The following is a 24,870-nucleotide window of genomic DNA, read 5'->3' as shown; positions in this document are numbered from 1 at the left end:
GCCATGACACCCACCCCGATTCTCACCATCTCCGAAGAGTTGGCGGGCGAACGGCTGGACCGTGCCTTGGCAAGTTTGCTGCCCGATCTGTCGCGCTCGCGCCTCAAGGCCCTCATCGAAGCGGGCCAGCTTATGACGCTGGTGGAACTTCCCGACGAAGGCGAGGAGGACGGCCCCCTATCCGGGCAGACAGTAACGGAGCCCTCGGGCCGGGTCAAAGCAGGGCAGATCTTCGCGCTGCGCTTACCGGAAGCTGAATCGGCCATTCCGCTGCCCCAGGATATTCCGCTGACGATTCTGTATGAAGACGCCAGCGTGATCGTCATCAATAAGCCCGCCGGAATGGTGGTTCACCCCGCGCCGGGCAACGCGGATGGCACGTTGGTGAACGCGCTCCTCTACCATTGCGGCGATAGCTTGACCGGCATCGGCGGGGTGGCGCGGCCCGGCATCGTCCATCGCATCGATAAGGAAACCAGCGGCATTCTGGTGGTGGCGAAAACCGATACGGCCCACGCGCATCTGTCGGCGCAGTTTGCCGACCATTCGGTGGATCGCACCTATCGCGCCTTCGTGTGGGGCGGGCCGGTGCCGCTGGAAGACCGCATTGAGGGCGCTATTGGTCGCCACCCGACGGATCGGAAGCGCATGGCTATTACCGCCAAGGGCAAGCCCGCCGTGACCTGTTACGAAACCCTCGCCCGCTACGGCGTGCCCGATGTGCCTTTGGTGACGCAACTGGCCTGCCGCCTTGAAACCGGGCGCACCCACCAGATTCGCGTTCACCTCACCCAGCGCGGGCACCCGCTGTTGGGCGACCCGGTGTACGGCCAGCCGTCGAAGCAATCGCTCTCCTCCCTACGCGGCGTGCAAAAATCTTCGGCCCTAACGCGCTGGGATCAGATCGCCGCCTACGTAAAGGGATGGGAGCGCCAAGCGCTGCACGCGGCGGCGCTGGGGTTCATTCACCCGGTATCGGGGGAGCATCTTCTCTTTGAAAGTCCGTTGCCGCCGGACTTGGCAGCGTTGGAGGCTTTTTTAGAACAGGCCTAAAATAGCACTTGAAACAGTGTTAAGGTGCGATATGCTCTGAACATCCGAGGGGTTATCCCGACATTATCTCGCCTTTTTTGGGAGATAGCGTCAGCGCACCGCAGAATTGGGTGCCGAACTCGGACCAGGAGCCTGCCCAGGGGGAGTCCCCCCGACACACGAACGCCATAGGAGGGTTCATCATGGCCGCGAGCTTGCCGATCATTGGAAGCGATGGAAATCTATCCCGGTATCTTTCGGAAATTCGGAAGTTCCCGATGCTGACGGTTGAGGATGAGTTTTCCCTCGCCAAAAAATTCAAAGACGAAGGCGATATTGAAGCTGCGCATAAGATGGTCACGAGCCATCTGCGCCTTGTCGCCAAAATCGCTATGGGTTATCGGGGCTACGGTTTGCCGGTCTCCGAGCTTATCTCCGAAGGCAATGTTGGCATGATGCAGGCGGTGAAGCGCTTTGATGCCGACAAGGGTTTCCGCCTTGCTACTTATGCCATGTGGTGGATCCGCGCCGCGATTCAAGAATATATCCTGCATAGCTGGAGCCTCGTAAAGATGGGCACCACGGCGGCGCAGAAGAAGCTGTTCTTCAATCTGCGCCGGCTGAAGGGCCAGATGCGCGCGATTGACGATGGCGATATGACGCCGGAGCAGGTGGCGAAAATCGCAACCGACCTCGCCGTGAGCGAAGACGATGTGGTGCAGATGAACCGCCGCCTTGGCGCGCCCGATCATAGCCTGAACGCGCCCTTGCGCATCGATGGCGACGGCGAGTGGCAAGATTGGCTGGTCGATGAAACCGAAAGCCAAGAAGCCGCCCTGGCCGAACACGATGAATCGAGCAAGCGCCGCGTGCTGCTGAACGACGCCCTGGCGCAACTCAACGAGCGCGAACGCACCATTCTGGTCGCCCGTCGCCTGTCCGAAGAGCCGCAAACGCTCGAAGACTTGTCCCAGCGCTATAGCATCAGCCGGGAGCGCGTGCGCCAAATCGAAGTGCGCGCCTTCGAGAAGCTGCAAAAGGCGATCCGCGAAGCCGCCACCGATAAAAGGTTGCTGACGGTCGCCTAAATCTGCCGCGCTTAGCCCGGGGACTGGGTCAGTCGCCGGGCGAGTGCGTTTGCCGAAAACGCTGCCACCTCTAAAAGCTGCGCCCGCGTCGCGCCCGACGCGGCGTCGATGGCCATGCCGCGACAGAGGGCGGTCACGGTCCCGGCGAGGGTTTCCGGTACCACATCGGCGGGTAAATCGCCTTCGGCGGCGGCGCGCTTTAGCCGGGCGGTGAGGGCTCGACCCGCTAAATTGCGTTGTTCCATCAAAGCGTCGCGCAGGCTTTGCGCGGTTTCATCGTCGGGGAGATGGGTGCTGAGCAGTAGGCACCCCGGCGGGCGGCCCGGCTGGGTTTGCGCTTTCGCCGACCCGCGCAATATGGCCCGGATCACCTCGGCGGCGGTTTTCTGCGAGAGTGCCCTCTCCAGAAAATCCAGATATTGCGCCCCATAGCGTTCCATCACCCGCAGAAACACCCCCTCCTTATTGCCGAAAGCGGCATAGAGGCTCGGGCGGTTTATACCCATCGCGTCGGTCAGATCGGTCAGCGACGTGGCCTCATAGCCTTTTTCCCAAAAGACCGGCAAAGCCGCATCCAACACCCTATCGGGATCGAATGCGCGCGGGCGGCCTGGCGAGCAGGATTTGGGGGAGTAGGGATCTGTCATGATATTTTACCGCTTAGTACAAAAATAGCTTGCCATCGGTTCTAGGGAGGCATATTTGTACCGTACAGTATAAAACGCGGTTTCGCCAGTCCTTCGGCAAAGCCCCCTCTCGAAAGACCCCCTTATAATGGCTCAGAAACTTTCTGGTAAAATTGCCCTCGTCACCGGCGGCTCACGCGGGATTGGCGCGGCCTCGGCCAAAGCGCTGGCGGTGGACGGCGCGACGGTTGCCCTTAGCTATAATGCGTCTTCCGCTGCCGCCGACGCGGTCGTTGCCGCCATCATCGCGGCGGGCGGCAAGGCGGTCGCCTTCCAGGCCGATCAAGCCGACGCGACCCAGGTGAAAGCCCTCGTGCAAAAGGTTCACGCCCAGTTCGGGCGGCTCGATATTCTGGTGAATAACGCCGGGGTTTTCGCGGGCAGCCCGGTGGACGCGCCCGACGCCGATATCGCGGCGCTTGACCGGCTGTGGGCGGTGAATGTTTCGGGCGTGGTGACGGCGATCCGCGCGGCTTCCCCGCTGTTGTCCGAAGGCGGGCGCATCATCACCATCGGCTCTTGTGTGAATGTTCAGGTGCCTTTCCCCGGTATCGCCGATTATACCGCAACGAAATCCGCCGTGCTCGGCTACTCTAAGGGCGCGGCCCATGATCTGGCCCCGCGCAAGATCACTGTGAACGTGGTTCAACCCGGCCCCATCGGCACCGAAATGGCCCCGGCTGAAGGGCCGGTGGAGGAGTTGCTGCGCAATTCGACCCTGTTCAAACGCTATGGCACGCCCGAAGAAGTGGCGGCGGGCGTGCTATTCCTCGCAAGCCCGGAAGCCTCCTACATCACCGGCACGACGCTGAATATCGATGGCGGGCTTGCGGCGTAAGATCTGGCCAATGAACTCGCGTCGTGCGTTCAATAAGACGCACGACGCGAGTGGCTCTTTAAAGCCCTAGAATACGCCGAACGACAGGTTCGAGCCCGCGCCCAATGGCGCGGGTATATTCTGCGTCAAGATGAACGCCATCGACGGGCGTTGTTCGGGCAACCGTTCCCGCATCAAAGAACGCGCAGCCGAGTTGATCGGCCAGATCGGCATAGAGGGGTGCCAGCTTTTGCGCCTCTGGAACCCCGCCCTGAAATATACGGGCGAAGAGAGGGTTATTCGTCTCGCAAAGCGGCGGGGGCGAAACAATGAGAATCTCGGGGTCCTTATAGGCCTGTCCCCAGTCATGAAAGCGGACAAGGCTAACCAACTTCTTCATCCCCTGCCGCGCGCCGATGGCGGTTCCGTGGATGATGGGCTTCAGATCGTTCGTGCCCAGCATCAAGATGACCAGATCAAGCGGACAATGGGTTTGAAGAAGGGTCGGCAACAGCCGGGCGCCATTGCGGTCGCAGTCTGCAAGACCATCGTCATAGGCGGTTGTCCGACCCCCAAGGCCTTCCGCGATCACCTCGACCGATGGCCCCAGCGCGGCTTGCAACACAGTCGGCCAGCGATCTTCAAAATTATGCCGCTCGCCGCTCGCCGCATCCGCTCCCCACGTCAGCGAATCCCCATAACAAAGAACCGTTTTTTTCATTGGTGTATTTTCTCCTGCTAAGGCTGACGAGTATGGGAGGAATTTTCGCCCGCGCCACCCTTTTGGTTTACGCCCCGCCCGGCACGCCTTTCGTCGTCGAATATTCGAAATGCACCACTTCGCCGGGGTGAACGATGGCGTGGGCGGAATGGGCGGCGGAGGCGGCTTCGGCAAAGCCCGACAGGATGAGCTTCAGCTTGCCGGGGTAGGTCGCAATATCGCCAATCGCAAAAATGCCGGGGGCGGAAGTCGCGGCGGTGGCCTGGGTTACGGCGATCTGGTTGCGCTCCAGGTTCAGGCCCCAGTCGGCAATCGGCCCCAAGGTCATGGCGAGGCCGAAGAAGGGGAGTAGATGATCGGCCTCTAGCGTGCGGTGCTGGCCGTCCAAGGTTTCCACCACCACGCCGGACAGCACGCCGTTCGCGCCCTCAAGCCCCGCCAATTGATAGGGAATGACCAGATCAATCGCGCCATCTTTGGCGAGTTGATCGAGGCGCGCGGCGCTTTCTGGGGCCGCGCGGAACTTGGGGCGGCGGTGGACTACCTGCACGCGGGCCGCAACCTCCGCCAAGGAAATCGCCCAATCGACCGCCGAATCGCCGCCGCCCGCGATCACCACCTTCTTGCCGCGAAAGGCTTCGCGCCGTTGCACGAAATAGTGAACGCCGCCGGTGGCCTCATAAGCCTCTAGCCCGTCGAGCGGCGGACGGTTCGGGCCGAACGCGCCGCAGCCTGCGGCGATCATCACCACCGGCGCTTCCAGGGTGGTGCCCTTCAACGTCACCACGCGCCAAGTGCCCGCTTCGGTGCGGGTAAGGCTCATGACCTGTTCGCCGAAATGGAAGGTCGGCGCAAAGGGGGCGGCCTGCTGCATCAGATTATCGATGAGATCCGCGCCGGAAATAGCGGGATGGGCCGGAATATCGTAGATCGGCTTTTCGGGATAAAGCGCGGTGCATTGGCCGCCCGCCTCGGCCAAAGTATCGATCACATGAGCCTTGAGGCGTAGCATGCCGCATTCGAACACCGCAAACAGCCCCACGGGGCCCGCCCCAATAATCACCACGTCGGTCTTAACCGTCATAAGCCTTCTCACATTCTCGTCATACGCCAATTGGTCCGCAGAGTGGCGCGGCTCCCGCGGCGATGCAACCCCTCCCGGTTTGGGGATTTGCCGCACGGGGGTGTTGCGGTTTGCGATCTTTGCGCCTTTCCGCTTTTCCGGTACGCTAAGACCATCATGAAAATTACCGTTCAGTCCGCGACCTCCGTCACCACCCACGCCCAAAATCTTGCGGCCACCCAAAGCCTTGCGCAGGAATTGGCCGCGATTGCCGATAAGGGCGATGTTATTGCCCTGCGCGGCGATCTCGGCATGGGCAAAAGCGCCTTTGCCCGTGCCTTCATTCAGGCGCGGGCTGGGGTTCCGATTGAGGTTCCCAGCCCCACGTTTACGCTGGTGCAATCCTATGAGTTGCCGTCCGGCCTGATTACCCATTTCGATCTCTACCGCCTGCGCGACGCCAGCGACGCCTATGAACTCGGGCTCGATGATGCGTTCGGCGGGATTATTCTAATCGAATGGCCCGAGCGCTTGGGCGATGGTTTGCCGCGTGACCCGCTGGTCATCAGCTTCGTCCCCGGCGCCACGGCGGATGCGCGTACGATCACGCTGGAAGGCGGGGCCTCCTGGGCGGGGCGGCTTGAGTTCTTGAAGCTGAAGTTCTAATCGATCGGCGGGGGTCCCGTGGCGCTTTATACAATCCCCGCTGGAATCGGCTTTGCTGACGCGCTGGTGCGGGGGCTCCTCCCGGACGCCGACCGCGACCCGCTGGCCTTTGCCCGTCTGCGCTTGCTGCTCCCGTCGCGCCGGGCGTGCCGGACGATCCGCGACGCCTTTTTGCGCGCGGCCCAAGGCCGGGCCTTGGTGCTGCCGAGCTTCAGCGCGCTGGGCGATATCGACGATGACGATCTGACCTTCAGCGATTCGATTGCCGTTGGCAGTCTCGCGGCTTCCCTGCCGCCCGCAATTCCGCCGGTGCGCCGTCAAGCGATGTTGGCGCAATTGATCCGCGCGCGCGACCCTGGCTTGCCGCTCGACCGGGCGGCGGCGCTCGCGGCGGAACTGGCGCGGCTGATGAATCAGGCGCAGGCGGAGGGGCTGGGCTTCGACGGGCTTACGAACCTCGTGCCCGAAAGCCTCGCCCACCATTGGCAGATCACCCTCGATTTTCTGCGCATCGTTACCGAAACTTGGCCGCTGGTCTTGGCGGAAGAGCAGGCACTGGACCCGATCGACCGGCGCGACACGCTCATTCGACTGCAAGCGCAAGTTTGGGCCGAAACCCCGCCGCCGGGCCGCGTGATCGTGGCGGGCACGACGGGCAGTCAGAAATCGGCGCGGGAGTTGATCGCGGTGATTGCCCAACTCCCGCAGGGCGACGTGATCCTGCCGGGGCTCGATACCGATATGCCCGAAGCGGAATGGGCGCTGCTGCCGGAGCATCCGACCCATCCGCAAGCGGGGTTGCAGGATTTGCTGAGCGCGCTCGATCTGCCGCGCACGGCGGTGGCGATTTGGCCGGGGTGTGGCGGGGCGGCGCAGACGGTGCCCGCGCGGGCACGGTTGCTGGCCCAAGCGCTCTCGGTTGCTGCGCCGGAAGATCATATCGCCGAGCCGCTCGATCTCGACGCGGCCATTGCCGAGATCAGCCGCATTGATGCCGGCAGCCCGCAGGAGGAGGCGATGATGATCGCCGTCGCCCTGCGCCACGCGCTCGAAACCCCGGAACGGACGGCGGCCCTTATTACGCCCGACCGCGACCTTGCCCGCCGGGTGGCTGCCGAACTGGCGCGCTACGGCGTGCGCTGCGACGATTCCGCCGGGCAGCCGCTCAGCGGTTCGGTGCCCGGCGTGTTCTTGCGCCTGCTGGCCGAAGCCGCGCGCGACGCTTTCGCCCCGGTCCCCCTGCTGGCGCTGTTAAAGCATCCGCTGACGGGCCTCGGCCTGTCGCTCCCGGACGCCCGGCGGGGGGCGCAGCTTTTGGAAGAGCGCGTCTTGCGCGGTCCGCGCCCGGAAAGCGGCCTCAGCGGTCTGCGGGCGGCGACCGAACTCGCCTTGGCCGAACTCTCCCCGGAGCGCGCGGCGCGCGATGGTCTGGTGCTGCGCCCCTATCTCGACCGGCTTGATGCGTGTTTGCGCCCGTGGGAAGCGGCGATGGCTGTGCGTGGCCAGACGTTTCGCACCGCCATTCTGGCCCATTTAACGGCGGCGGAAGCCTTGTGCGCAACCGATACGCAGCCCGGCGAAGAGCGGCTCTGGGCGGGACCGGCGGGCGAAGCTGCGGCGGATTTTCTCTCGGATCTCGTCGAAAACGCCGGGGCACTGGTTCTGGACGATCCGTCCGACTATCCGGCGCTGCTGATGACGTTCATGGGACCGGTGGCGGTGCGGCAAGTCTATGACCGTCACCCGCGCCTCGCCATTCTGGGGCCGCTCGAAGCGCGCCTTGCCCGGCCCGATCTGATGATTCTGGCGGGGCTCAACGAGGGCACTTGGCCCGCTGAGCCGCCGGGCGACCCGTGGATGTCGCGGCCCATGCGCCAGCAGTTCGGCCTGCCCGCCCTGGAGCGGCGAATCGGCCTCTCGGCCCATGATTTCGTGCAAGCCGCAATGGCCCCTTCCGTCATTTTCTCCCGCGCCGACCGGGTAGAGGGCACGCCAACGGTGCCGTCGCGTTGGCTGCAACGGCTCGATGTGCTGCTGGCGGGCCAAGGGCGGAAACTGGCGGGCTCGGCGCTGCCGCTGTGGGCGGCAGCGCTGGATCGGCCCCCACGCTACGCGCCCCATCCCGCGCCCGAACCCTGCCCGCCGGTGCATTTGCGCCCGCGCAGCCTGTACGTCACCGATATCGAACTGTGGCGGCGCGACCCCTATGGGCTTTATGCCAAGCGGATTTTGGGGTTGAAGGCACTCGATCCGCTCGATGCCGATCCGGGTGCGGCGGAGCGCGGGCAGGTGATCCACGAGGCGCTTGATCTGTTCGTAAAAGCCTATCCCGGCCCGCTGCCCGTCGATGCGATGCCCAAGCTGCTGCAGATTGGGCGCACGGCGTTCGGCAAGCTGCTGGCCTCCCCCAGTCTGCATGCTTTCTGGTGGCCGCGGTTCGAGCGGGTGGCGGACTGGTTCATCGCCGAAGAGCGCCGCCGCCGGGCGCAGATTGCGATGATTCGAACCGAAGTGAGCGGCGCGCTGACGGTGGAAGGTCCGGCGGGGCCGTTCACCATTAAGGCCAAGGCCGACCGCATCGAGCGCACGGCGGACGGCGGCTATCGCATCATCGATTATAAAACCGGCACGCCGCCAACCGAAACAACCCTGCAAGCGGGCTATGCCCCGCAACTTCCGCTCGAAGCACTCATTGCCGAGGCGGGCGGTTTTGCCGATCTTCCGGCGCTGCCCGTTGAAGCTTTGGAATTCTGGCATCTGTCGGGCGGCACGACGGCTGGCAAAATTCAAGCGGTGAAGGGGGCGATGGCCAATCTGCTGCTGGAAACGCGCGGCGGTATCGCCTCGCTCATCGCCCATTATGACGAGGCCGAAACCCCCTATCCGGTCACACCGCGCGCGCAGTTCGCACCGCGCTTTTCCGACTATACCCATCTCGCCCGCGTGGCCGAGTGGAGCGGTGGCGAGGAGGGCGAGGAATGAGCGCCGGGGCTGATCTTGAAAAGCTGCGCCAGGATGTCCGCACGGCGGCGGGCGACAAGCAAACCTTAGCGACGATTCCGGATCGGTCGGTCTGGGTGGCGGCCTCGGCGGGGACGGGGAAAACCACCGTTCTGACGCGCCGGGTGTTGCGGCTACTGTTGGCGGGCACCGCGCCCCATCGGATCCTCTGCATTACCTATACGAAGGCCGCCGCTGCCGAAATGCAGAAACGGCTGATGGAACTTTTGGGTAAATGGGCGTCGATGCCGCTTGCCGAGCTTGTTCAATCGCTCACGGCGCTGTCGGGCAATCGCCCACCGGAGGAGCACGAAATTCGCCGGGCACGCCGCCTGTTCGGCATTGTGCTGGAATCGCCCGGCGGGCTGAAAATCCAAACCATTCATTCCTTCTGCCAGTCCGTGCTGGCGCGCTTTCCGCTCGAAGCCGGGTTGCCGCCGCATTTCCAAGCGATGGACGAAGCCAGCGCGGAAGAGCTTTTGCTGGACGCGCGCGAGCATGTGCTGAGCAGGGCCCGCAGCGGCGAGGGGCTGGCCGATCTCGGGGCCGCCTTGCAAATCATCGCCGACCGGCTACACGAGGATAGTTTTCACCAACTGCTGAAAACCCTCGCCGCCGAGCGCGGCAAATGGCAACGCCTGCACGCGCAGTTGGGCGGGATCGAACCGATGATTGCGGCCCTGGCCGATGTGCTGGGCGTCGATCCGTTCGAAACCCCCGATTCGGTGCGCTTTGCTGCGCTGGAAGCCACCCGCGCCCAAGGGGCCGACCTGCGGGCGGCGGCGGCGGCTTTGGCGAAAGGCACCGAAAAGACCGATCAACCGGCCGGGCGAAAAATCCAAGCGTTTATCGAGCAACCCGACGCGCTGAATTTTGCCGCCTATCTGCAAATCTTCTTGAAGCTTGATGGCGGTATTCGCGTCACGCTCTGCACTAAGGCGGTTCAGAAAGCCGCGCCGGACGTGTTGGACTGGATGCAGATCGAGGCCGAGCGGTTGAACCGCCTCGCCCGCGCGATTGCCGCCGTCGAGATTTTCACCGGAACCGTGGCGGTGTTGCGCCTGGGCGAGGCGATTCTTGGCACCTATACCGATCTGAAACGCCAGCGCGCGTGGCTCGACTACGACGACCTCATTCTGCACACGGTCCAGCTTCTCCAGCGCGACGGCGGGGCCTCCTGGGTGCTGTTCAAGCTCGACGGCGGCCTTGATCATATTTTGATCGACGAGGCGCAGGATACGAACCCTGACCAGTGGCATATCGTCCGGCTGCTGGCGCAGGAGTTCTTCGTCGGGCAAAGCCGGGCGGAGGGTTTGCGCACTTTGTTCGTGGTGGGGGACGCGAAACAATCGATCTACAGCTTTCAAGGGGCGGACCCACGCGCCTTCCAGACGATGCGCATGGCCTTCGCCAAGCTGCTGGAACAGGTCGATCAACACCTCTGGATCGAATCGCTCGACCATTCCTTCCGGTCCACGGCGGCGGTGCTGGGGTCGGTCGATGCCGTCTTCGCGCAAACCGAGGCGGCGGACGGGGTGGTCGAGCCCGATCAGCGCTTGCAGCACGCGGTGTCGCGGTTGGGGGAGGCGGGCTTAGTCGAACTCTGGCCCGTGCTGCCGAAACGCAAAAGCGAAGACCCGGATAGTTCCGACTGGCGTTTGCCGCTCACCCGTGAAGGCGCGAGCAATCCGCCCGCCGTGGTCGCGCGCGTTATCGCCCGGCGGATTCGGGCGTGGCTCGATCAGGGCGAAATGCTCACCGCGAAAGCCCGGCCCGTAAGGGCGGGGGATATTCTCATTCTGGTGCGGCGGCGCGGCCAGTTCGTCGGCGAGTTGGTGCGCGCGCTGAAACAGGAAGGGGTGCCGGTGGCGGGGGCCGACCGTCTTCGCCTTACCACCCATTTGGCCGTGATGGACCTGCTGGCGCTCGGGCGCTTCCTGCTGCTGCCCGCCGATGATCTGTCGCTGGCCTGCCTGCTGAAATCGCCGCTGATTGGCTTGACGGAGGACGAGCTTTTCGTTGCGGCCTCGGACCGGGGGAATCAGTCGCTCTGGTCGGCCCTGCGGGCGCGGGTGGAGGATCATCCGGCCCTGGCGGCGGCAGTGGACAAAATCAACCGCTGGCGCGCGAAGGTCGATTTCGCCCGGCCTTACGAGTTCTACGCCGATATTCTGAGCCGCGAGGGCGGGCGGCGTGCGCTGCTCGAACGCTTGGGCGCGGAGGCGGCGGACCCGATTGATGAGTTTCTGAATCAGTCCCTTGCGTTCGAGCGCATTCATACGCCCAGTCTACAGGGCTTTATCCATTGGCTCGATCTGTCGGACCAGGAAATTAAGCGCGACAGCGATACCGCCGGGCGTAACGAAGTGCGGATTATGACCGTTCACGGCGCGAAGGGGCTGCAAGCGCCCATCGTCTTCCTGCCCGATTGCGCCAGCGCGCCGAAATCGCGCCGAACGCTGTTTTGGCCAGAGGACGGCACTTGGGGGCCGGTGTGGTCGCCGCGCAAAGCGGGGGACGATCCCGTTACCGAAGCCTTGCGCGCGGAACAGGCGGCGCAGGAGGCGGCGGAATATCGGCGTTTGCTTTATGTGGCGCTCACCCGGGCCGAGGACCGGCTCTATATCACCGGCTGGCTGGGGGCGCGTGAGGAGGAGGCGAAGGAGGGCACTTGGTACGCCCTGCTGCAAACCGTGCTGGAGCGGCAGGCGGTGCGTGGGGAGGCCGAAACCCTTGATCTCGATTTCACGGCGGATGGCGCGCCGGAATGGGGCGGCAAGGGCGTGCGGATTTCCTGCGACCAGACGTGGCCAGTGACGGCGAAGGAGGGGCTGAAGTCCGACACGCCGGGCGAGACTGAGATACCGTCCTGGCTGTTCAGCCCGCCCCCCGAGGAGCCGACGCCGAGCAAGCCGCTCACCCCGTCGCGCCTTGCCGAAGAGCCGCCCGCGCGTTCGCCCTTGGTCGGGCAGCGGGCGGAGGGACCGGAGGAAGGCGCGCGCGCCGCAGGGTTAAAGCGCGGGCGGCTGGTGCACCGGCTGCTGCAAATGCTGCCCGATCTTGCACCGCCGCGCTGGCAGGCGAGTGCCGCCGCCTATCTCGCCCGGCCCATCCATCAGCTTGCCGAAACCGAGCAGGCGGCGCTGTGGCGGGAGGCTGAAACCGTGCTGACCCATCCCGATCTCGCGCCCCTGTTCGGGGCCGAGGCGCGGGCGGAAGTGCCGCTGGTGGGGCGGGTGGGCGATGTCATCGTCTCGGGGCAGGTAGACCGGCTCTGGGTCGGGCCGGATGAAGTGCTGCTGGCCGATTTCAAAACCAACCGCCCGCCCCCCTTGCGCGAAGCGGGTGTGTCGCGCGCCTATCGGCAACAAATGGCGCTCTATCGCGCCGTGCTGCGCCAGCTTTACCCCGGTAAACCCGTGCGCTGCTGGCTGATTTGGACCGACGGCGCGCGGATCATGCCGCTCTCCGAAGCCCTCCTGGACGATCCCGATTTGCTCAAACTGACTCTTTCGGGGGAAACCGCTGAACAGCGTTAAGTTTTCCGCATGTCTCAGGCATTGACGGGCGGGGGGACGGCTCCCTAAGTTTCAGTCTGTCAGGTCGGGGGCTCCCGGCGTTCAAAAAGGAAAAGATCATGGCGACCGTTCCCGTTACCGATGCCAGCTTTGAAGCGGATGTTCTCAATGCCCCCGGCCCCGTGCTGGTCGATTTTTGGGCGGAATGGTGCGGCCCCTGCAAGGCGATTGGCCCCGCGCTCGAAGAAATCTCCACCGAGCTTGCGGGCAAAGTGACCATCGCCAAAGTGGATATCGACAATAACCCCGCCTCCCCCGCCAAATACGGCGTGCGCGGCATTCCCACGATGCTGCTGTTCAAGAACGGTCAGGTCGTGGCGCAGAAGGTCGGCGCGATGCCGAAATCGATGCTGCAAGCTTGGCTGACGAGCGCCCTCTAAACCGGGCTGCCGCCCGCACCGGTTCGGGGAGCAAGCTCCCCGAACCGTTCCAGCCTTAACGGTGATTATCGCGGCAAAACTGGCGAACGACCTCAACGACGCAATTTCAGACGGATAGGAGGGGCGGCCAATGTCTAAATCCAATCTGTACGAACAAGACTTCTACGCCTGGGCTAATGAACAGGCAAATTTGCTTCGGACTGGGCAAGTGTCCGCCGCCGATATCGAGCATATTGCCGAGGAAATCGAAAGCATGGGCAAGACCGAGAAGCGCGAACTCGTGAGCCGCTTGACGGTCTTATTGCTACACCTCCTGAAATGGCACTTCCAACCGATTTACCGGGGCGCGTCGTGGCGTCTCTCCATCGCCAATACGCGTGACCAATTGGCGGATCATTTGGCCGATAATCCCAGCCTCAAAGCTAAAATGACCGAGGCCATCGCCTCCGCCTACCGCTATGCCCGCCGCGATGCGGCCAGAGAAACCAACCTGGACGTTGCGACTTTTCCGGCCGATTGCCCCTGGACGGTCGATCAAATGATGGATGCCGATTTCTGGCCGGATCAGCACTGAGTAGGGCGGAGCTTCAACCGAGTGAGCCAAAGGCGAACCCGCGCCGGTTTGGGCGGTGGCCCGATATCCGTGTGAGTTCCTAAGCGGGCGCGCGATGTGCGCCGGTGATCCGATAGGCGAGCACGCCGAGGCTTAGTAGGGCGACCGGCACGAGGCTGATCCCCAGAACCCCGTCCCACCCCAACCCAACTTCGGCGGGACCGGCACTCAGCGAGGCTAGGGCTGACAGGCCGAAGACGCTGAACTCGGAGAGGGCTTGCAGACGGGCGCGGTCTTTGGGCGCGCTCGCGGACTGGGCGATCAGCGTCGATCCACCGACGAACAGCAGGTTCCACGCGACCCCACAGAGAACTAGCGCAGCGGTGAAATGGGGCAGGCTCAGCCCGCTCAGGCCCGCCACGGCGCTCAAGACAAAGAGCGCTAGCCCCAAAGTCACAATCGGCACCACGCCAAACCGGCTGATAAGTTTCCCGGTGAAAAACGCCGGGGCGAACATTCCGAGCAGATGCCCCTGAATAACCCCCGCCGACGCATCGACCGAAAAGCCGCAAGCGACAACGGCAAGCGGGGTTGCCGTCATCACAAATGTCATTGTTCCATAGGCAAGGGCCGTGCAGAGCAACCCCAAGAGGAAACCCGGTTGGGCAATCAGGCCCGCCAGCGACTGCCCGGCGTCCTGCGCGGCGCGCGCAACGGGCTGATGGGGCAGGGTTGCAAGCCCGGCAATCGCCAAAATACCCAAGCCGGCAATCGCGCCATAAGAGCCCGCGAAAGGAACAATCCCCCAGACATCGCGGGAGACGCTAGCAATTTGCGGCCCGAGAAACGCGGCAACCAAGCCCCCGAGCATAACCCACGATAGGGCACGGGCTTTATCGGCGGCGTCCGGAACGGTGTCGGTCGCGGCATAGCGATAGTATTGTGAACTGGCTTGAAACAGCCCCAAGAAAGCATTCCCGACGCAAAACAGGATAAAATCGCGCTGATAAATCGCCGCGGCGGCCAAGATGCCGCTCACAACCGCCCCAAACGCCCCGACGATAAAGACCGGCCGCCGTCCGAAGCGGCCCATCAAGAGGGAAAGCGGCACGGTTGTGATGGCAGACGTGAGGATCAGCAGCGCGAAGGGCAGGGTGGCGAGGCTTGCGCGCGGGGCCAATTGGCTTCCCACGATCCCGGTCAAGGTTACGCCGATGGCGATGCTACAGGTGTAGAGGCATTGGGCGAACGCAAGCGTTAGCGCGGTTCGACGGGCGAGGGGCGATAGGGCGGACGGCACGGGGAACCTCGTCGGACAATCTTGAAGTGATCTCACCTTAGTCGATTGTCCTCTTGTCAGAAAGGACAGAGAGACCGCATATTCTGCCAACTCCCTGAACCGAGGCCCGGCGATGCGCACAATCGTTCTGCTCACCTTCCCCCTGTGCCAAAGCCTCGATTGCCTGGGGCCGACCGAGGTTTTCACTAAGGCCAATCTCCATTTTCGTCTCAAGCAAGGCGCGGTGGAGGAATTGCCCTATCGCATCCTTCATGGATCGGTTGCGGGCGGGCCAGTGACGACCAGTTGCGGCCTTGCCTTCGGCCCGACGCTGCCGCTAGCGGACTTGCCCGACCAGATCGACACGCTCGTGATCGTTGGCGGCAATCCGGGGGTCGAGATGGCGTTAGCGGAAGGGATTCTTCCGGCCTGGGTGCGCCAGAAAGCCCCCTCCTGCCGCCGTATCGTCAGCGTGTGCACGGGGGCGTTTTTGCTGGCGGAAACGGGGTTGATGGCTGGGCGGCGGATGACGACGCACTGGCATTCCTGCACTCAACTTGCTGAAACCTACCCGGATATCCGGGTGGAACCCGACGCGATTTATGTCAGCGCGCCGCCCTTCTATAGTTCCGCTGGAATTACCGCCGCCATCGATCTGGCGCTCGCCCTAGTGGAGGAAGATTTAGGCCAGGCGATTGCGCTGGCGGTGGCGCGGGAGTTGGTGCTGTACCTGCGCCGTCCGGGCGGCCAGTCACAATTCTCCACCCTGCTGGCAACGCAAGCGCGGTCAGCCGAAAGAACCACCGACGGCAAGTTGGGCGATCTGCTGACCTGGATTGCCGCCCATCCGGCGGAAGATTTGCGGGTTCCAGCGCTGGCGGCGCGGGTCGGGCTGGCGGAGCGGAGTTTTATTCGCCATTTCACCGCGCGAACCGGGCAAACCCCGGCGCGCTATGTGGAGGGGGTGCGCTTGGAGCGGGCGCGACTGTTGCTGGAAACCGGGGCTCAGGCGCTGGCGGAAATCGCTTCGGCGGCGGGGTTCGGCTCGACTGATTCCCTCACCCGCGCCCTGCGGCGGGCGCTGGGCGTTACGCCCGATCTCTATCGGGCGCGATTTGGGGGCGGGGCTCATGCCCCGGCAGCGGCGCGTCGGGGGCAACCGGAAGCCGCAGCGTAACGCGGGTTCCGTGATCGGGCTTGCTGGTGAAGGCAACCGATCCGCCCATTGCTTGCAACAGCCGCCGCGACAGGGCGATGCCAAGCCCGGTGCCGCGCTCGGTGGTGATCAAAGCGCTGTCGGGCCGCAAGAAGGGATCGCCGAGTTTAGCCAGGGTCGCCGGCGGAATACCAATGCCGGTATCGGCGATTGTGAGGTTCGCCCACTGCTCCTCCCCCCAGGTTTGCGCAATCTGGGCGGTAAGGCGCACGGAGCCTTCGGCGGGGGTAAATTTCACGGCATTCTCAAGCAAATGCACAAGGACTTGATTGAGGGCGGACGCATCGGCCCGAACCGTTAGCAGCGTTGGCAGCGTGAGTTTGATTTGAACGCGCCGCCGGTCGGCCAACGGGCGAATCTGGCGCACCGCGCCCAGAATCGCCCCATCCAGGTCGAGTGCTTCGATGGTTAACGGGCGCTCGCCCGCTTCAATTTGCCCATAGTCCAGAATATCATCGACCAACTGCAACAGGCCGGTGCCGCCCTGATGGATGGCGCGGGCGTAATCGGCGATACGGTCGGTCGGCGATTGCAGCAGAATCATTTCGCTAAAGCCCATAATGGCATTCAGCGGCGTGCGCAGTTCGTGGCTGAGGCTGGACAGGAACCGCGTGCGGGACAAATTATCTTGGCGGGTCTGCTGAATAATGCGGTGCAGATCGAGCGTATCGACCGCCATTTGCGCCAATTCCTTCAGCAAACTCTGCTGCACATCGGTGAATTGACGGGGGCGCTGATCGATGACGCACAGGGTTCCGAGCCGAAAGCCCGTTTCAGAGATCAACGGCGCCCCGGCATAGAAGCGAATATGGGGGCTGTCGGTGACAAGCGGATTTGCGGCAAAGCGCGGATCGTCCAAAGCGTCTTCCACGATCATGACGTCATCGTCCAAGATCGCGTAGGCACAAAAGGCGATTTGCCGGGGCGTTTCTTTGGTTGCCAGCCCGGCTTTGGCCTTAAACCATTGCCGGTCCGAATCGAGGAGGCTGACGAGAGCGATGGGGCAATCGAGCAGCCGCGTTGCCAGTTGGACCAGATGGTCCAACCGGGGGTCGTCCGGTGTGTCGAGAGCGCAGAAGCTGTGAAGCTCCTCAAGGCGCGCGGCCTCGTTCGGCGGAACCGGAGGAAGTGAAGAAGGGATTGCCGTCATTGTCCGAAGTGTGCCATAGCGCCTAAGGCTTGACTATATCACTGCTCGAAATTTTCAAGTCAACCCAGTGGGGAGGTCGGATGGAGTCGCGACGACTAGCAGGAAATGACCCGGAGAAAACCGGTGCTTTTTCCTTTCTCCGCCACTTGCCGCAGGAGTGGCGGGAACGCCGCGTTCTGGCCCTCGTCGAAGACCTTGGCCATCAGATGGGGCGCGATCCGATGGCGGCTTTGGGGCGGCTGGATGCGCTGGCGCAAACCCTTCCCGATGATCCCAGCGCCCACGCGGGCTGGTCGATGAGCGTCTGCGCCTGGGTGGAGCGCTGGGCGAGCGCCGAGCCGATTATTGCCCGGCGTTTGCTGGACGATCTCGCCGATCACGCGGCACGTCACCCCGGTGAAGCCGCGCTTAAGGCCCATTGGGCGGTCGCGATTCTGCATTTCGTGGCGGCGCGGGCGGGGGCCGACCCAGAAGGGTGCCGCGTGTTGCTGGCAACCTTGGAGCCCCATTTGCTCGCCCCCGGCGCGCCGCTGGCACTGCGGCGGCTATGGGCGATGGCGGGCCAACGCTGGGTTATCGCACTTTCGGGCACTAACGGACAGGCCGCCCTCGCCGGGCTGGGTGCGGTGGCATCGCTTGCGCTGCGGATTGCTTCAGAAACCCCAACCGATCTATCTATCGTCTCGCTTTGGCTCGAAACCGTCATGGGCATGATGACGCCTGAAAATCTTCAGGAGGCTTGGGTACGCGCCGCGATTTTCCAACAGGCGCAGGCGCTCGAAGCGGCCTATTATCGGCATGGCACTATCGCGGCGGCCCTATCGGGGCTTCAGCTTATTTTGAGAGAGGACACTCCTGCATGATCTATATCGGTGTCGATGGCGGGGGCAGCGGAACCCGGGTGCTCATCGAAGCCGAGGATGGGTCGCCGCTCAGCCAAGCGCGGGGGGCCGCCTCGGGCCTCAGTCAGGGCATTGGGCAGGCCTGGGAAGCGGTTGTCCAAACCGTGGCGGCGGCGCTGGAGCCCTTGGGGCTCGCGCCGGAAAGCCTGCGCGACGCGCGGGTCGTTCTGGGGCTTGCGGGGGTTAATCTGCTTGCCCAGCGGCATTTATTCGAAGCGCTGAATCCCTTGCGGGCCCCGACGTGGATTTGCACAGATTCTTATACGACACTGGTGGGCGCATTGGGGTTCGCGCCCGGTGTATCGGTCGCCGTTGGCACGGGCTCGGTCGCGGCGGCGCGGGCCGAGACGGGGGAATGGTGCGAGGTTGGCGGATGGGGGTTTCCCAGCGGCGACGAGGGTAGCGGCGCGTGGCTTGGCTTGCTGCTCGTCAACCTCACCCAACGCGCGATCGACGGTCGCCGCCCGTGGGAGCCGTTGACCCGCCTGTGCTTTAGCCTATGGGGCGGAACCTGGGAGCGGTTTTTTGCAACGGTGGGCACGGCAACCCCGGCGCTCTATGCCGAGATTGCCCCGCTCATTGTGGAAATGGCCGAGGCGGGCGACGAGCTTGCGGTTCTGCTCATGCGCGAAGCCGGGCAGGAGATTGGCGCGCTGATTTCGACCGCCGATCCGAGCGCGACGCTTCCGGTGGCCCTGGGGGGCAGTCTCGCCCCTGCCATCGGCGATTATTTGCCGCCCGAGATTGTGCCGCGCGTGGTGCGACCGCTGGGAACGGCGGTTCAGGGGGCGGTTTTTCTGGCCCGACAGCCGGAGCCGCCCCCGCCGCCGGTAAGCCTTAGCGTTTAGGATTAAGCCGCATCGGCGGCCTGGACGGCGGCAAAGAAGCGCATTACTTCCGTTCGAAGTACGGCAGCTTGCCCCGTGAGGCTGGCGACGGCGGCACGAATATCGGCCGAGGTTGCGCTGGTTTGGGCGGCAGCATCGCTCATTTCCCGCGTGGTTCCGCTCATGGTCTCGGTACTGCTGGCGGCTTCACTCACATTCCGGGCAATTTCGGACGTTGCGGCGCTTTGCTGCTCCACCGCCGATTTGACCCCAAGATTGAGACCGTTAATCCGCTCGATGGTTTGCGCAATGGTGCCGATGGCATCGACGGCCTGGCCGGTTGCGGCCTGAATGGCGCTGATTTGGGCGTGGATATCGTCGGTCGCCCGCGCGGTCTGCCCGGCCAGGCTTTTGACTTCGGCAGCGACCACGGCAAAACCTTTCCCCGCCTCCCCGGCGCGCGCGGCTTCGATGGTGGCATTTAAGGCCAGAAGATTGGTTTGTGCCGCAATATCGGTAATAAGGCTGACCACTTCGCCAATGCGCTGGCTGGCTTCGGACAGGGTGTTAACGACCGCGCCGGTTTGCCGGGCTTCATCTACGGCCGTTCCGGCGATGGTGGCGGCCTGGCCGATCTGGCGGGCGATTTCGCGGATCGAGGCGTTCAATTCTTCCGTCGCCGAGGCTACCGTTTGCACATTTCCGGTCGTCTGATGGGCGGCCGCAGCAACATCGCCGCTATGGTGCGAGGTCAGCGCGGCATTTTGGTTCAGGGTTTCGGAATTTTGATGCAATTGTTCAGAGGCCGAAACCAGGGACGTGATGACCTGATCAACGCTCACGCTAAACCCGGCAATGGCTTTCTCCACGGTGGCCTTGCGGCGCAATTGCTCCTCGGTATGGCGTTTTTCCTCCTCGGCGAGGCTGCGGGCGCGCTGAAGCTGTTCGGAATAATCGACGAGGGCTCGGGCGAGGGTGCCGATTTCATCTCTCCGGTCTGTATCGGCGATCTGGAGCGGTTCGGTCTGGGTTTGCAGCACCTTGAACAGCCCGGCCAGATAGCTAACGTGGCGCATCTGCCCCCGAACCACCCAGGCGATTATCCCCGCCCCGAGCAGCACGAGCACGGCGACGACCAGCAGGTTTTCTTGCATGATCTTCCCGCTTTCGGCATCGACTTGCGCCATCGGCCTGCCGACGACGGTAGCGCCGATAACCGCGCGGTTGCTGTCCAGAATCGGCTCGAAGCGCCCCAGATACGGTTTGCCGGAGATCTGCACGAGGCCCTCATAGGGCTTTTTGTCTCTAAACACGGCATCATAGGCGGCACTGGCTTCCATGCGCGTACCGACAATGCGTTTACCGCTTGCGTCGAGAACCGTAGTGCTGATGCGCTCATTCCCTTGCAAGATTGTCGCAACGCCACCCGACAGGCGGGCAAATTCATCCACCACCGTAAAATCGCCCGCAAGCGGTTTACCACCGAGGCTCAGTTTGCCATCGATGATTTCCAACTTACCGCGATGGGCGACGAGCGTTTTTAAAAGATTACTATTGCGTTCTAACGCAGCTTCGGCATCGTGGGAAAGAGCGGATCGAATAATAAAGTAAGAACTGATGATGGCAGAGGCAGATGTGATCACCGAAATGGTTATAAAAATGGCAATAAGCCTCTGAGTTAAGCTCATGGTTTGTAAGAAAAATTTCACAATCTGGCTCCTGTATATTGTTTCGAGGACCGTCATACGAAAAAGTAGTTGAGAGTTATGAAAGTTTCGATGGCAATTATTTGCCTATCTACGCACGCATATATGCGTGAGCCGCATGGCTTGCCCTCTTTGCTCCGACATTGATCGACGACAAAACGCCCGGATGACGGGTGAACCGTCTTCCGGGCGTTCAGTAATACGATGGGGGGGAGGGAAAGCTTGCGCGACCGTGGCGGTTTTACGCCGCGTCGTGCTGGACCTTGCCGAGGAAGTGACGAACCTCGTGCTTTAGGGTTTCGGTTTGCTCGGTCAGGCTTCCGACCGCCGCCAGAACTTCGCTCGCCAGACTGCCAGTTTCGACCGCAGCGGTCGTAACGGTGATGGTAATGTTTGTCACATTCTGCGTGCTGCTGGCGGCTTCGGAAACGTTGCGCGCGATTTCCGAAGTGGCGGCCCCTTGCTCTTCCATCGCGAATTTTACGCCGAGATTGATTTCGTTGATATGGCCGATGGTATTGGAAATGGAGGCGATAGCGGCAACCGCCTGCTGGGTCGCGCTCTGAATCGCCCCGACTTGGTTTTGAATATCTTCCGTCGCGCGCGCGGTTTGCCCCGCGAGGTTTTTCACCTCCCCGGCGACGACGGCGAAGCCCTTACCGGCCTCCCCCGCCCGCGCGGCTTCGATAGTGGCATTCAGCGCCAAAAGATTGGTTTGGGCGGCAATATCCGAAATCAAGCTAACCACTTCGCCGATCCGCTGCCCTGCTTCGGAGAGCGTGCGGACGATCATGCCGGTTTGCTCCGCTTCCGATACGGCGGCGCCGGCAAATTTGGCGGCGTCGGCGACCTGGCGATTGATCTCGCGGACCGAGGCATTCAGTTCCTCCGAGGCGGACGCCACGGTTTGCACATTGGCGGTGGCCTGCTCGGCGGCAACGGCCACCTCGTTGCTCTGCTCCGAGGTGAGTAGCGCATTGCTATTCACCGTTTCGGCATTCTGCTGTAATTGCGCTGCTGCCGAAACGACGGTAGCGATCACGCCGTCGATAGTATTGCCGAAGCTGGCAATCGCGCCCTCGATCATCTGCTTACGGGCGATTTCGCGCTCGGTATGCTGCTTTTCCTGCTCTGCCAGGCGGCGGGCCGTTACGATTTGGTTAGAGTAATCCACCAAAGCCCGCGCCAGCGCGCCGATTTCGTCGCTGCGGTGGGTATCCTCCAACTGCAGAACTTTTGGATCATTCTCGAGCACGCCGAAAAGTTCGGTGAGGCGCGACACGCGGCGCATCTGCGAGCGCACGACCCAGGCGACGATAACGGACCCGGCGATGAGCGCGAGACCAACCCCAATCAAATTATCGCGCAGAATAGCATTACTCTCTTGAGTCACGAGCGATGCGGGCATGCCGACGAATAAAATGCCAATCACCTGGCCCGCCCCATCCAGAATCGGCTCGTAAACGGCAATATGGGGCTTGCCCAAAATATCGACTGGCCCGTGATAGGTTTTTTTGTCGCGAAATACACTGTTGTAGGCGGGTCCTTGCGCGAGCTTCGTTCCGATGGCGCGCGATCCGTCGGGTTTTAGAACGGTCGTTGTGACGCGCTCATCTTTTTGGAAGATGGTCGCAACGCCGCCCGTCACTTTGCTAACGCTATCGACCAAACTTACATCGAAGCCAACGGCAAGATTGTTCAACATCAATTGACCATTGACCATAGCGAAACTGCCGCCGCGCGCCTCGATAAGCTGCTTCATCACCCCCAGCCCACGATCGACGCTGATCTGCGCATCTTTGAGGAGTGCTGTATGGATGACGCGGTAGGAATTTAGGGTGATCGCTCCCGTGATGATGGCGACCAAAGCGATAAATGTTAGGATCAAGCGTTGTTGAACGCCTAAATTCTTCAACGAAATTAGACCAAAAGACACTGCCTAACCCTCCTTAGGGGAATACCACCCGGTGCGACCGGAACACTCATATTACATATATATTTTACTGTTTTTTAGTAAAGATCGAGTGGATATTTTCAAGGTGCCCCTGCGCCATCCGCATGCCTATGGGCTGCTCATAAAAAAAAGCCAGAGCAAAGCCCTGGCCAAAATTTGTAAGGAACGGCGCGGTGTTCGGCTTATCCGTTAACGTCCACCGTCTCATCGAGCGCATAACCCGCCGAGCGCACGGTGCGGACGATATCGGTTTCGCCCTCGGCATTCAGGGCTTTGCGCAAGCGCCGGATATGCACGTCGACCGTACGGGGTTCGACATAAACATCCGCCCCCCACACGGCATCGAGCAGTTGCTCGCGGCTGAAAACCCGGCCCGGATGCTCCATCAGGTAGCGCAGCAGGCGAAACTCGGTTGGCCCTAAGTGAATATCGCGGTTGTTCCGGCGCACCCGATGGGCGGCGAGATCCAACATCACATCGGCGAAAGTCAGGCTCTCGCCATCCACCGACGGGCGGGTCCGGCGCAAAACGGCCTTTACCCGCGCGATCAGTTCCGAGACCGAAAACGGCTTCGTCACATAATCGTCGGCCCCGCTATCGAGCCCGCGAATTTTATCGCCCTCTTCCCCTCGGGCCGTCAGCATGATGATCGGCGTCGCGCGCGCGTTCGGCAGGCGGCGCAGGCGGCGGCACACTTCGATACCCGAGAGCATCGGCAGCATCCAGTCGAGCAGCACCAAATCGGGGTTTTGCTCGGCGGCGATAATCAGGGCTTCTTCGCCGTCGGTGGCGATACAGACGCGAAAGCCCTCCCGCTCCAGATTATAGCGGAGCAGGGTGGCAATCGCGGTTTCATCTTCGACGACCAGCACCAGAGGGGTTACTGGGGACATGCCCTCAACTTCCCTTACTGTCGGCAACGTAGGTTACGCCCTTATCGGTCATCGCCGTCATGCTGGACAGATCGCCCTTGGCGCGCTCTTCGTCCGGAACCTTACCGCGCACGATATAGTAGATCGTTTCGGCAATATTGGTGGCATGATCGCCGATGCGCTCCAGGTTCTTCGACATGAAGAGCACATGGGTGCAGGCGGTGATGTTGCGCGGGTCTTCCATCATATAGGTGAGAAGCTCGCGGAAGATCGACGTGTAGAGTTCATCGACTTCCGTATCGCGCTCGCGGATGGCTGCCGCCCGCTCGGCATTGCGTTCGGCGTAAGCGTCGAGCACATCATTGACGATGCTTTGGACGATCTTGCCCATGCGCAGCACGCCCGACGCCGGTTTCACCGTCGGCGATACGTTCAACGCTAAGGTGCGTTTGGCGATATTCGCCGCGTAATCGCCAATCCGTTCCAGATCGGTCGCGATGCGGAGCGAGGCGACGACGGTGCGCAGGTCCGACGCCATCGGCTGGCGCAGGGCCAGCATGCGCACAACCTGCTCGTCGATCTCGTGATGCAGCGCGTCTACCTTGGCGTCGGCCGCGACCACGGCGGAGGCGAGCTGGCTGTCGCGGCGGCCCATCGCCTGCATCGATTGGGCAATCTGGGCTTCGACCAATCCGCCCATCTGCATGATCGACTTGTGCAGCGCGCGCAACTCTTCGTCGAAGGACGAAACGATATGTTCATTCGACATGGGGATTTCCTTCTACCCAGGGGGCGTTCGGCTCAGCCGAAGCGGCCGGTGATATAGCCCTGAGTGCGTTCATCGTTCGGATTGGTGAAGATCTGCGCGGTATCGCCCACTTCCACCAAATCGCCCAAGTGGAAGAACGCCGTGCGCTGCGAGACGCGGGCGGCCTGCTGCATCGAGTGGGTTACGATCACGATGGTGTAATTCGTGCGCAACTCGTCGATCAGCTCTTCGATCTTGGCGGTGGCGATGGGATCGAGCGCCGAGCAAGGCTCGTCCATCAGAATGACTTCCGGGTCCACGGCAATAGCGCGGGCAATGCACAGGCGCTGCTGCTGACCGCCGGAAAGGCCCGTTCCGCCTTCGTGCAGACGATCCTTAACCTCTTTCCATAGGCCAGCGCGTTCTAGCGACTTTTGCACCACCGTGTCGGTTTCTTCACGGCTGCGCACAAGGCCGTGAATACGCGGACCATAGGCGACATTGTCGTAGATCGACTTGGGGAAGGGGTTCGGCTTTTGGAACACCATGCCGACGCGGGCACGCAACTGCACCACGTCGATATTCGGATCGTAGATATCTTGCTTGTCCAGCAAGATCTTGCCCGCCATCCG

21 protein-coding genes are annotated in these 24,870 nt (G+C 62.6%); 11 read left to right on the top strand and 10 right to left on the bottom strand.

Translation table 11 applies throughout. The features are described from left to right. Positions 1-3 precede the first annotated feature (3 nt). A complete protein-coding gene (locus tag ACIQ36_RS03535; protein ID WP_395825948.1) occupies positions 4-1,053 on the top strand; it encodes an RluA family pseudouridine synthase in 1,050 nt (349 codons plus the stop codon). Between the two features lie 182 nt (positions 1,054-1,235). Continuing rightward, a complete protein-coding gene (gene rpoH, locus ACIQ36_RS03530; RefSeq protein ID WP_395825945.1) occupies positions 1,236-2,120 on the top strand; it encodes an RNA polymerase sigma factor RpoH in 885 nt (294 codons plus the stop codon). 11 nt (positions 2,121-2,131) lie between these two features. Here rpoH and ACIQ36_RS03525 read toward each other — a convergent pair whose 3' ends face one another. Then, on the bottom strand, positions 2,132-2,767 hold the full coding sequence (locus ACIQ36_RS03525; RefSeq protein ID WP_395825942.1) for a TetR/AcrR family transcriptional regulator: 636 nt from the start codon (positions 2,765-2,767) through the stop codon (positions 2,132-2,134). Between the two features lie 127 nt (positions 2,768-2,894). On the opposite strand from ACIQ36_RS03525, the gene ACIQ36_RS03520 reads away from it, so the two are divergent. Further along, on the top strand, positions 2,895-3,644 hold the full coding sequence (locus ACIQ36_RS03520; protein WP_395825939.1) for an SDR family NAD(P)-dependent oxidoreductase: 750 nt from the start codon (positions 2,895-2,897) through the stop codon (positions 3,642-3,644). A 58-nt stretch (positions 3,645-3,702) separates the two neighbouring features. On the opposite strand, the gene ACIQ36_RS03515 is transcribed toward ACIQ36_RS03520, so the two are convergent. Together ACIQ36_RS03515 and ACIQ36_RS03510 are read right to left on the bottom strand one after the other, a co-directional pair. Continuing rightward, positions 3,703-4,344 carry an SGNH/GDSL hydrolase family protein gene (locus ACIQ36_RS03515; RefSeq protein ID WP_395825936.1) on the bottom strand — a complete coding sequence of 214 codons (642 nt, stop codon included), beginning with the start codon at positions 4,342-4,344 and terminating at the stop codon, positions 3,703-3,705. A gap of 67 nt (positions 4,345-4,411) precedes the next feature. Beyond that, positions 4,412-5,428, bottom strand: coding sequence for an NAD(P)/FAD-dependent oxidoreductase (locus tag ACIQ36_RS03510; protein ID WP_395825932.1), 1,017 nt, complete (start codon positions 5,426-5,428; stop codon positions 4,412-4,414). 156 nt (positions 5,429-5,584) lie between these two features. On the opposite strand from ACIQ36_RS03510, the gene tsaE reads away from it, so the two are divergent. The 5 genes from tsaE (at position 5,585) to ACIQ36_RS03485 (ending at position 13,605) form a co-directional block, all read left to right on the top strand. Continuing rightward, positions 5,585-6,073 (top strand): tRNA (adenosine(37)-N6)-threonylcarbamoyltransferase complex ATPase subunit type 1 TsaE, encoded by a 489-nt coding sequence (tsaE, locus tag ACIQ36_RS03505; RefSeq protein WP_395825929.1) that lies wholly within the window; start codon positions 5,585-5,587, stop codon positions 6,071-6,073. A gap of 18 nt (positions 6,074-6,091) precedes the next feature. Then, on the top strand, positions 6,092-9,055 hold the full coding sequence (addB, locus tag ACIQ36_RS03500) for a double-strand break repair protein AddB (protein ID WP_395825926.1): 2,964 nt from the start codon (positions 6,092-6,094) through the stop codon (positions 9,053-9,055). Beyond that, the gene (gene addA / locus ACIQ36_RS03495) at positions 9,052-12,612 is read left to right on the top strand and encodes a double-strand break repair helicase AddA (protein ID WP_395825923.1); all 3,561 of its coding nucleotides are present in this window, start codon (positions 9,052-9,054) and stop codon (positions 12,610-12,612) included. Before addB ends, addA begins: the two co-directional genes overlap by 4 nt. Positions 12,613-12,710: 98 nt before the next feature. Then, on the top strand, positions 12,711-13,031 hold the full coding sequence (gene trxA, locus ACIQ36_RS03490) for a thioredoxin TrxA (protein ID WP_395825920.1): 321 nt from the start codon (positions 12,711-12,713) through the stop codon (positions 13,029-13,031). A gap of 130 nt (positions 13,032-13,161) precedes the next feature. Beyond that, positions 13,162-13,605 carry a DUF29 domain-containing protein gene (locus tag ACIQ36_RS03485; RefSeq protein WP_395825917.1) on the top strand — a complete coding sequence of 148 codons (444 nt, stop codon included), beginning with the start codon at positions 13,162-13,164 and terminating at the stop codon, positions 13,603-13,605. Positions 13,606-13,684: 79 nt separating this feature from the next. Here the strand turns inward: ACIQ36_RS03485 and ACIQ36_RS03480 are convergent, their stop codons facing one another. Then, positions 13,685-14,884, bottom strand: a complete 1,200-nt coding sequence (locus tag ACIQ36_RS03480; protein WP_395825914.1) for an MFS transporter — start codon at positions 14,882-14,884, stop codon at positions 13,685-13,687. Between the two features lie 112 nt (positions 14,885-14,996). On the opposite strand from ACIQ36_RS03480, the gene ACIQ36_RS03475 reads away from it, so the two are divergent. Further along, positions 14,997-16,040, top strand: a complete 1,044-nt coding sequence (locus tag ACIQ36_RS03475) for a GlxA family transcriptional regulator (protein ID WP_395825911.1) — start codon at positions 14,997-14,999, stop codon at positions 16,038-16,040. On the opposite strand, the gene ACIQ36_RS03470 is transcribed toward ACIQ36_RS03475, so the two are convergent. Then, the gene (locus tag ACIQ36_RS03470) at positions 15,952-17,229 is read right to left on the bottom strand and encodes an ATP-binding protein (protein WP_395825908.1); all 1,278 of its coding nucleotides are present in this window, start codon (positions 17,227-17,229) and stop codon (positions 15,952-15,954) included. The two genes, ACIQ36_RS03475 and ACIQ36_RS03470, sit on opposite strands and share 89 nt — an antisense overlap. Positions 17,230-17,309: 80 nt before the next feature. Here ACIQ36_RS03470 and ACIQ36_RS03465 point away from each other — a divergent pair, with 80 nt between their 5' ends. Next, complete coding sequence (locus ACIQ36_RS03465; protein WP_395825905.1) at positions 17,310-18,092, top strand: hypothetical protein; 783 nt, start codon at positions 17,310-17,312, stop codon at positions 18,090-18,092. Then, on the top strand, positions 18,089-18,979 hold the full coding sequence (locus ACIQ36_RS03460; RefSeq protein ID WP_395825902.1) for a BadF/BadG/BcrA/BcrD ATPase family protein: 891 nt from the start codon (positions 18,089-18,091) through the stop codon (positions 18,977-18,979). The genes ACIQ36_RS03465 and ACIQ36_RS03460 overlap by 4 nt, the downstream gene beginning before the upstream one ends. A gap of 2 nt (positions 18,980-18,981) precedes the next feature. Here the strand turns inward: ACIQ36_RS03460 and ACIQ36_RS03455 are convergent, their stop codons facing one another. The 5 genes from ACIQ36_RS03455 to ACIQ36_RS03435 all read right to left on the bottom strand — a co-directional run. After that, on the bottom strand, positions 18,982-20,601 hold the full coding sequence (locus tag ACIQ36_RS03455; protein WP_395825899.1) for a methyl-accepting chemotaxis protein: 1,620 nt from the start codon (positions 20,599-20,601) through the stop codon (positions 18,982-18,984). A 304-nt stretch (positions 20,602-20,905) separates the two neighbouring features. Beyond that, positions 20,906-22,600, bottom strand: a complete 1,695-nt coding sequence (locus ACIQ36_RS03450) for a methyl-accepting chemotaxis protein (protein WP_395825896.1) — start codon at positions 22,598-22,600, stop codon at positions 20,906-20,908. Positions 22,601-22,800: 200 nt separating this feature from the next. Next, positions 22,801-23,511: a phosphate regulon transcriptional regulator PhoB gene (phoB, locus tag ACIQ36_RS03445; RefSeq protein ID WP_395825893.1), complete on the bottom strand. Its 711-nt coding sequence runs from the start codon at positions 23,509-23,511 to the stop codon at positions 22,801-22,803. A gap of 4 nt (positions 23,512-23,515) precedes the next feature. Beyond that, on the bottom strand, positions 23,516-24,259 hold the full coding sequence (gene phoU, locus ACIQ36_RS03440; protein WP_395825890.1) for a phosphate signaling complex protein PhoU: 744 nt from the start codon (positions 24,257-24,259) through the stop codon (positions 23,516-23,518). A 32-nt stretch (positions 24,260-24,291) separates the two neighbouring features. Then, positions 24,292-24,870 (bottom strand): phosphate ABC transporter ATP-binding protein (locus ACIQ36_RS03435; RefSeq protein ID WP_395825887.1); only part of this gene is annotated, 579 nt, incomplete at its 5' end.

Origin of the sequence: Elstera sp. (assembly GCF_044372965.1) — a bacterium.
Lineage (GTDB): Bacteria > Pseudomonadota > Alphaproteobacteria > Elsterales > Elsteraceae > Elstera.
Note: the sequence above shows the minus strand (reverse complement) of the source record. Positions and strands in the feature narration are given on the sequence as shown.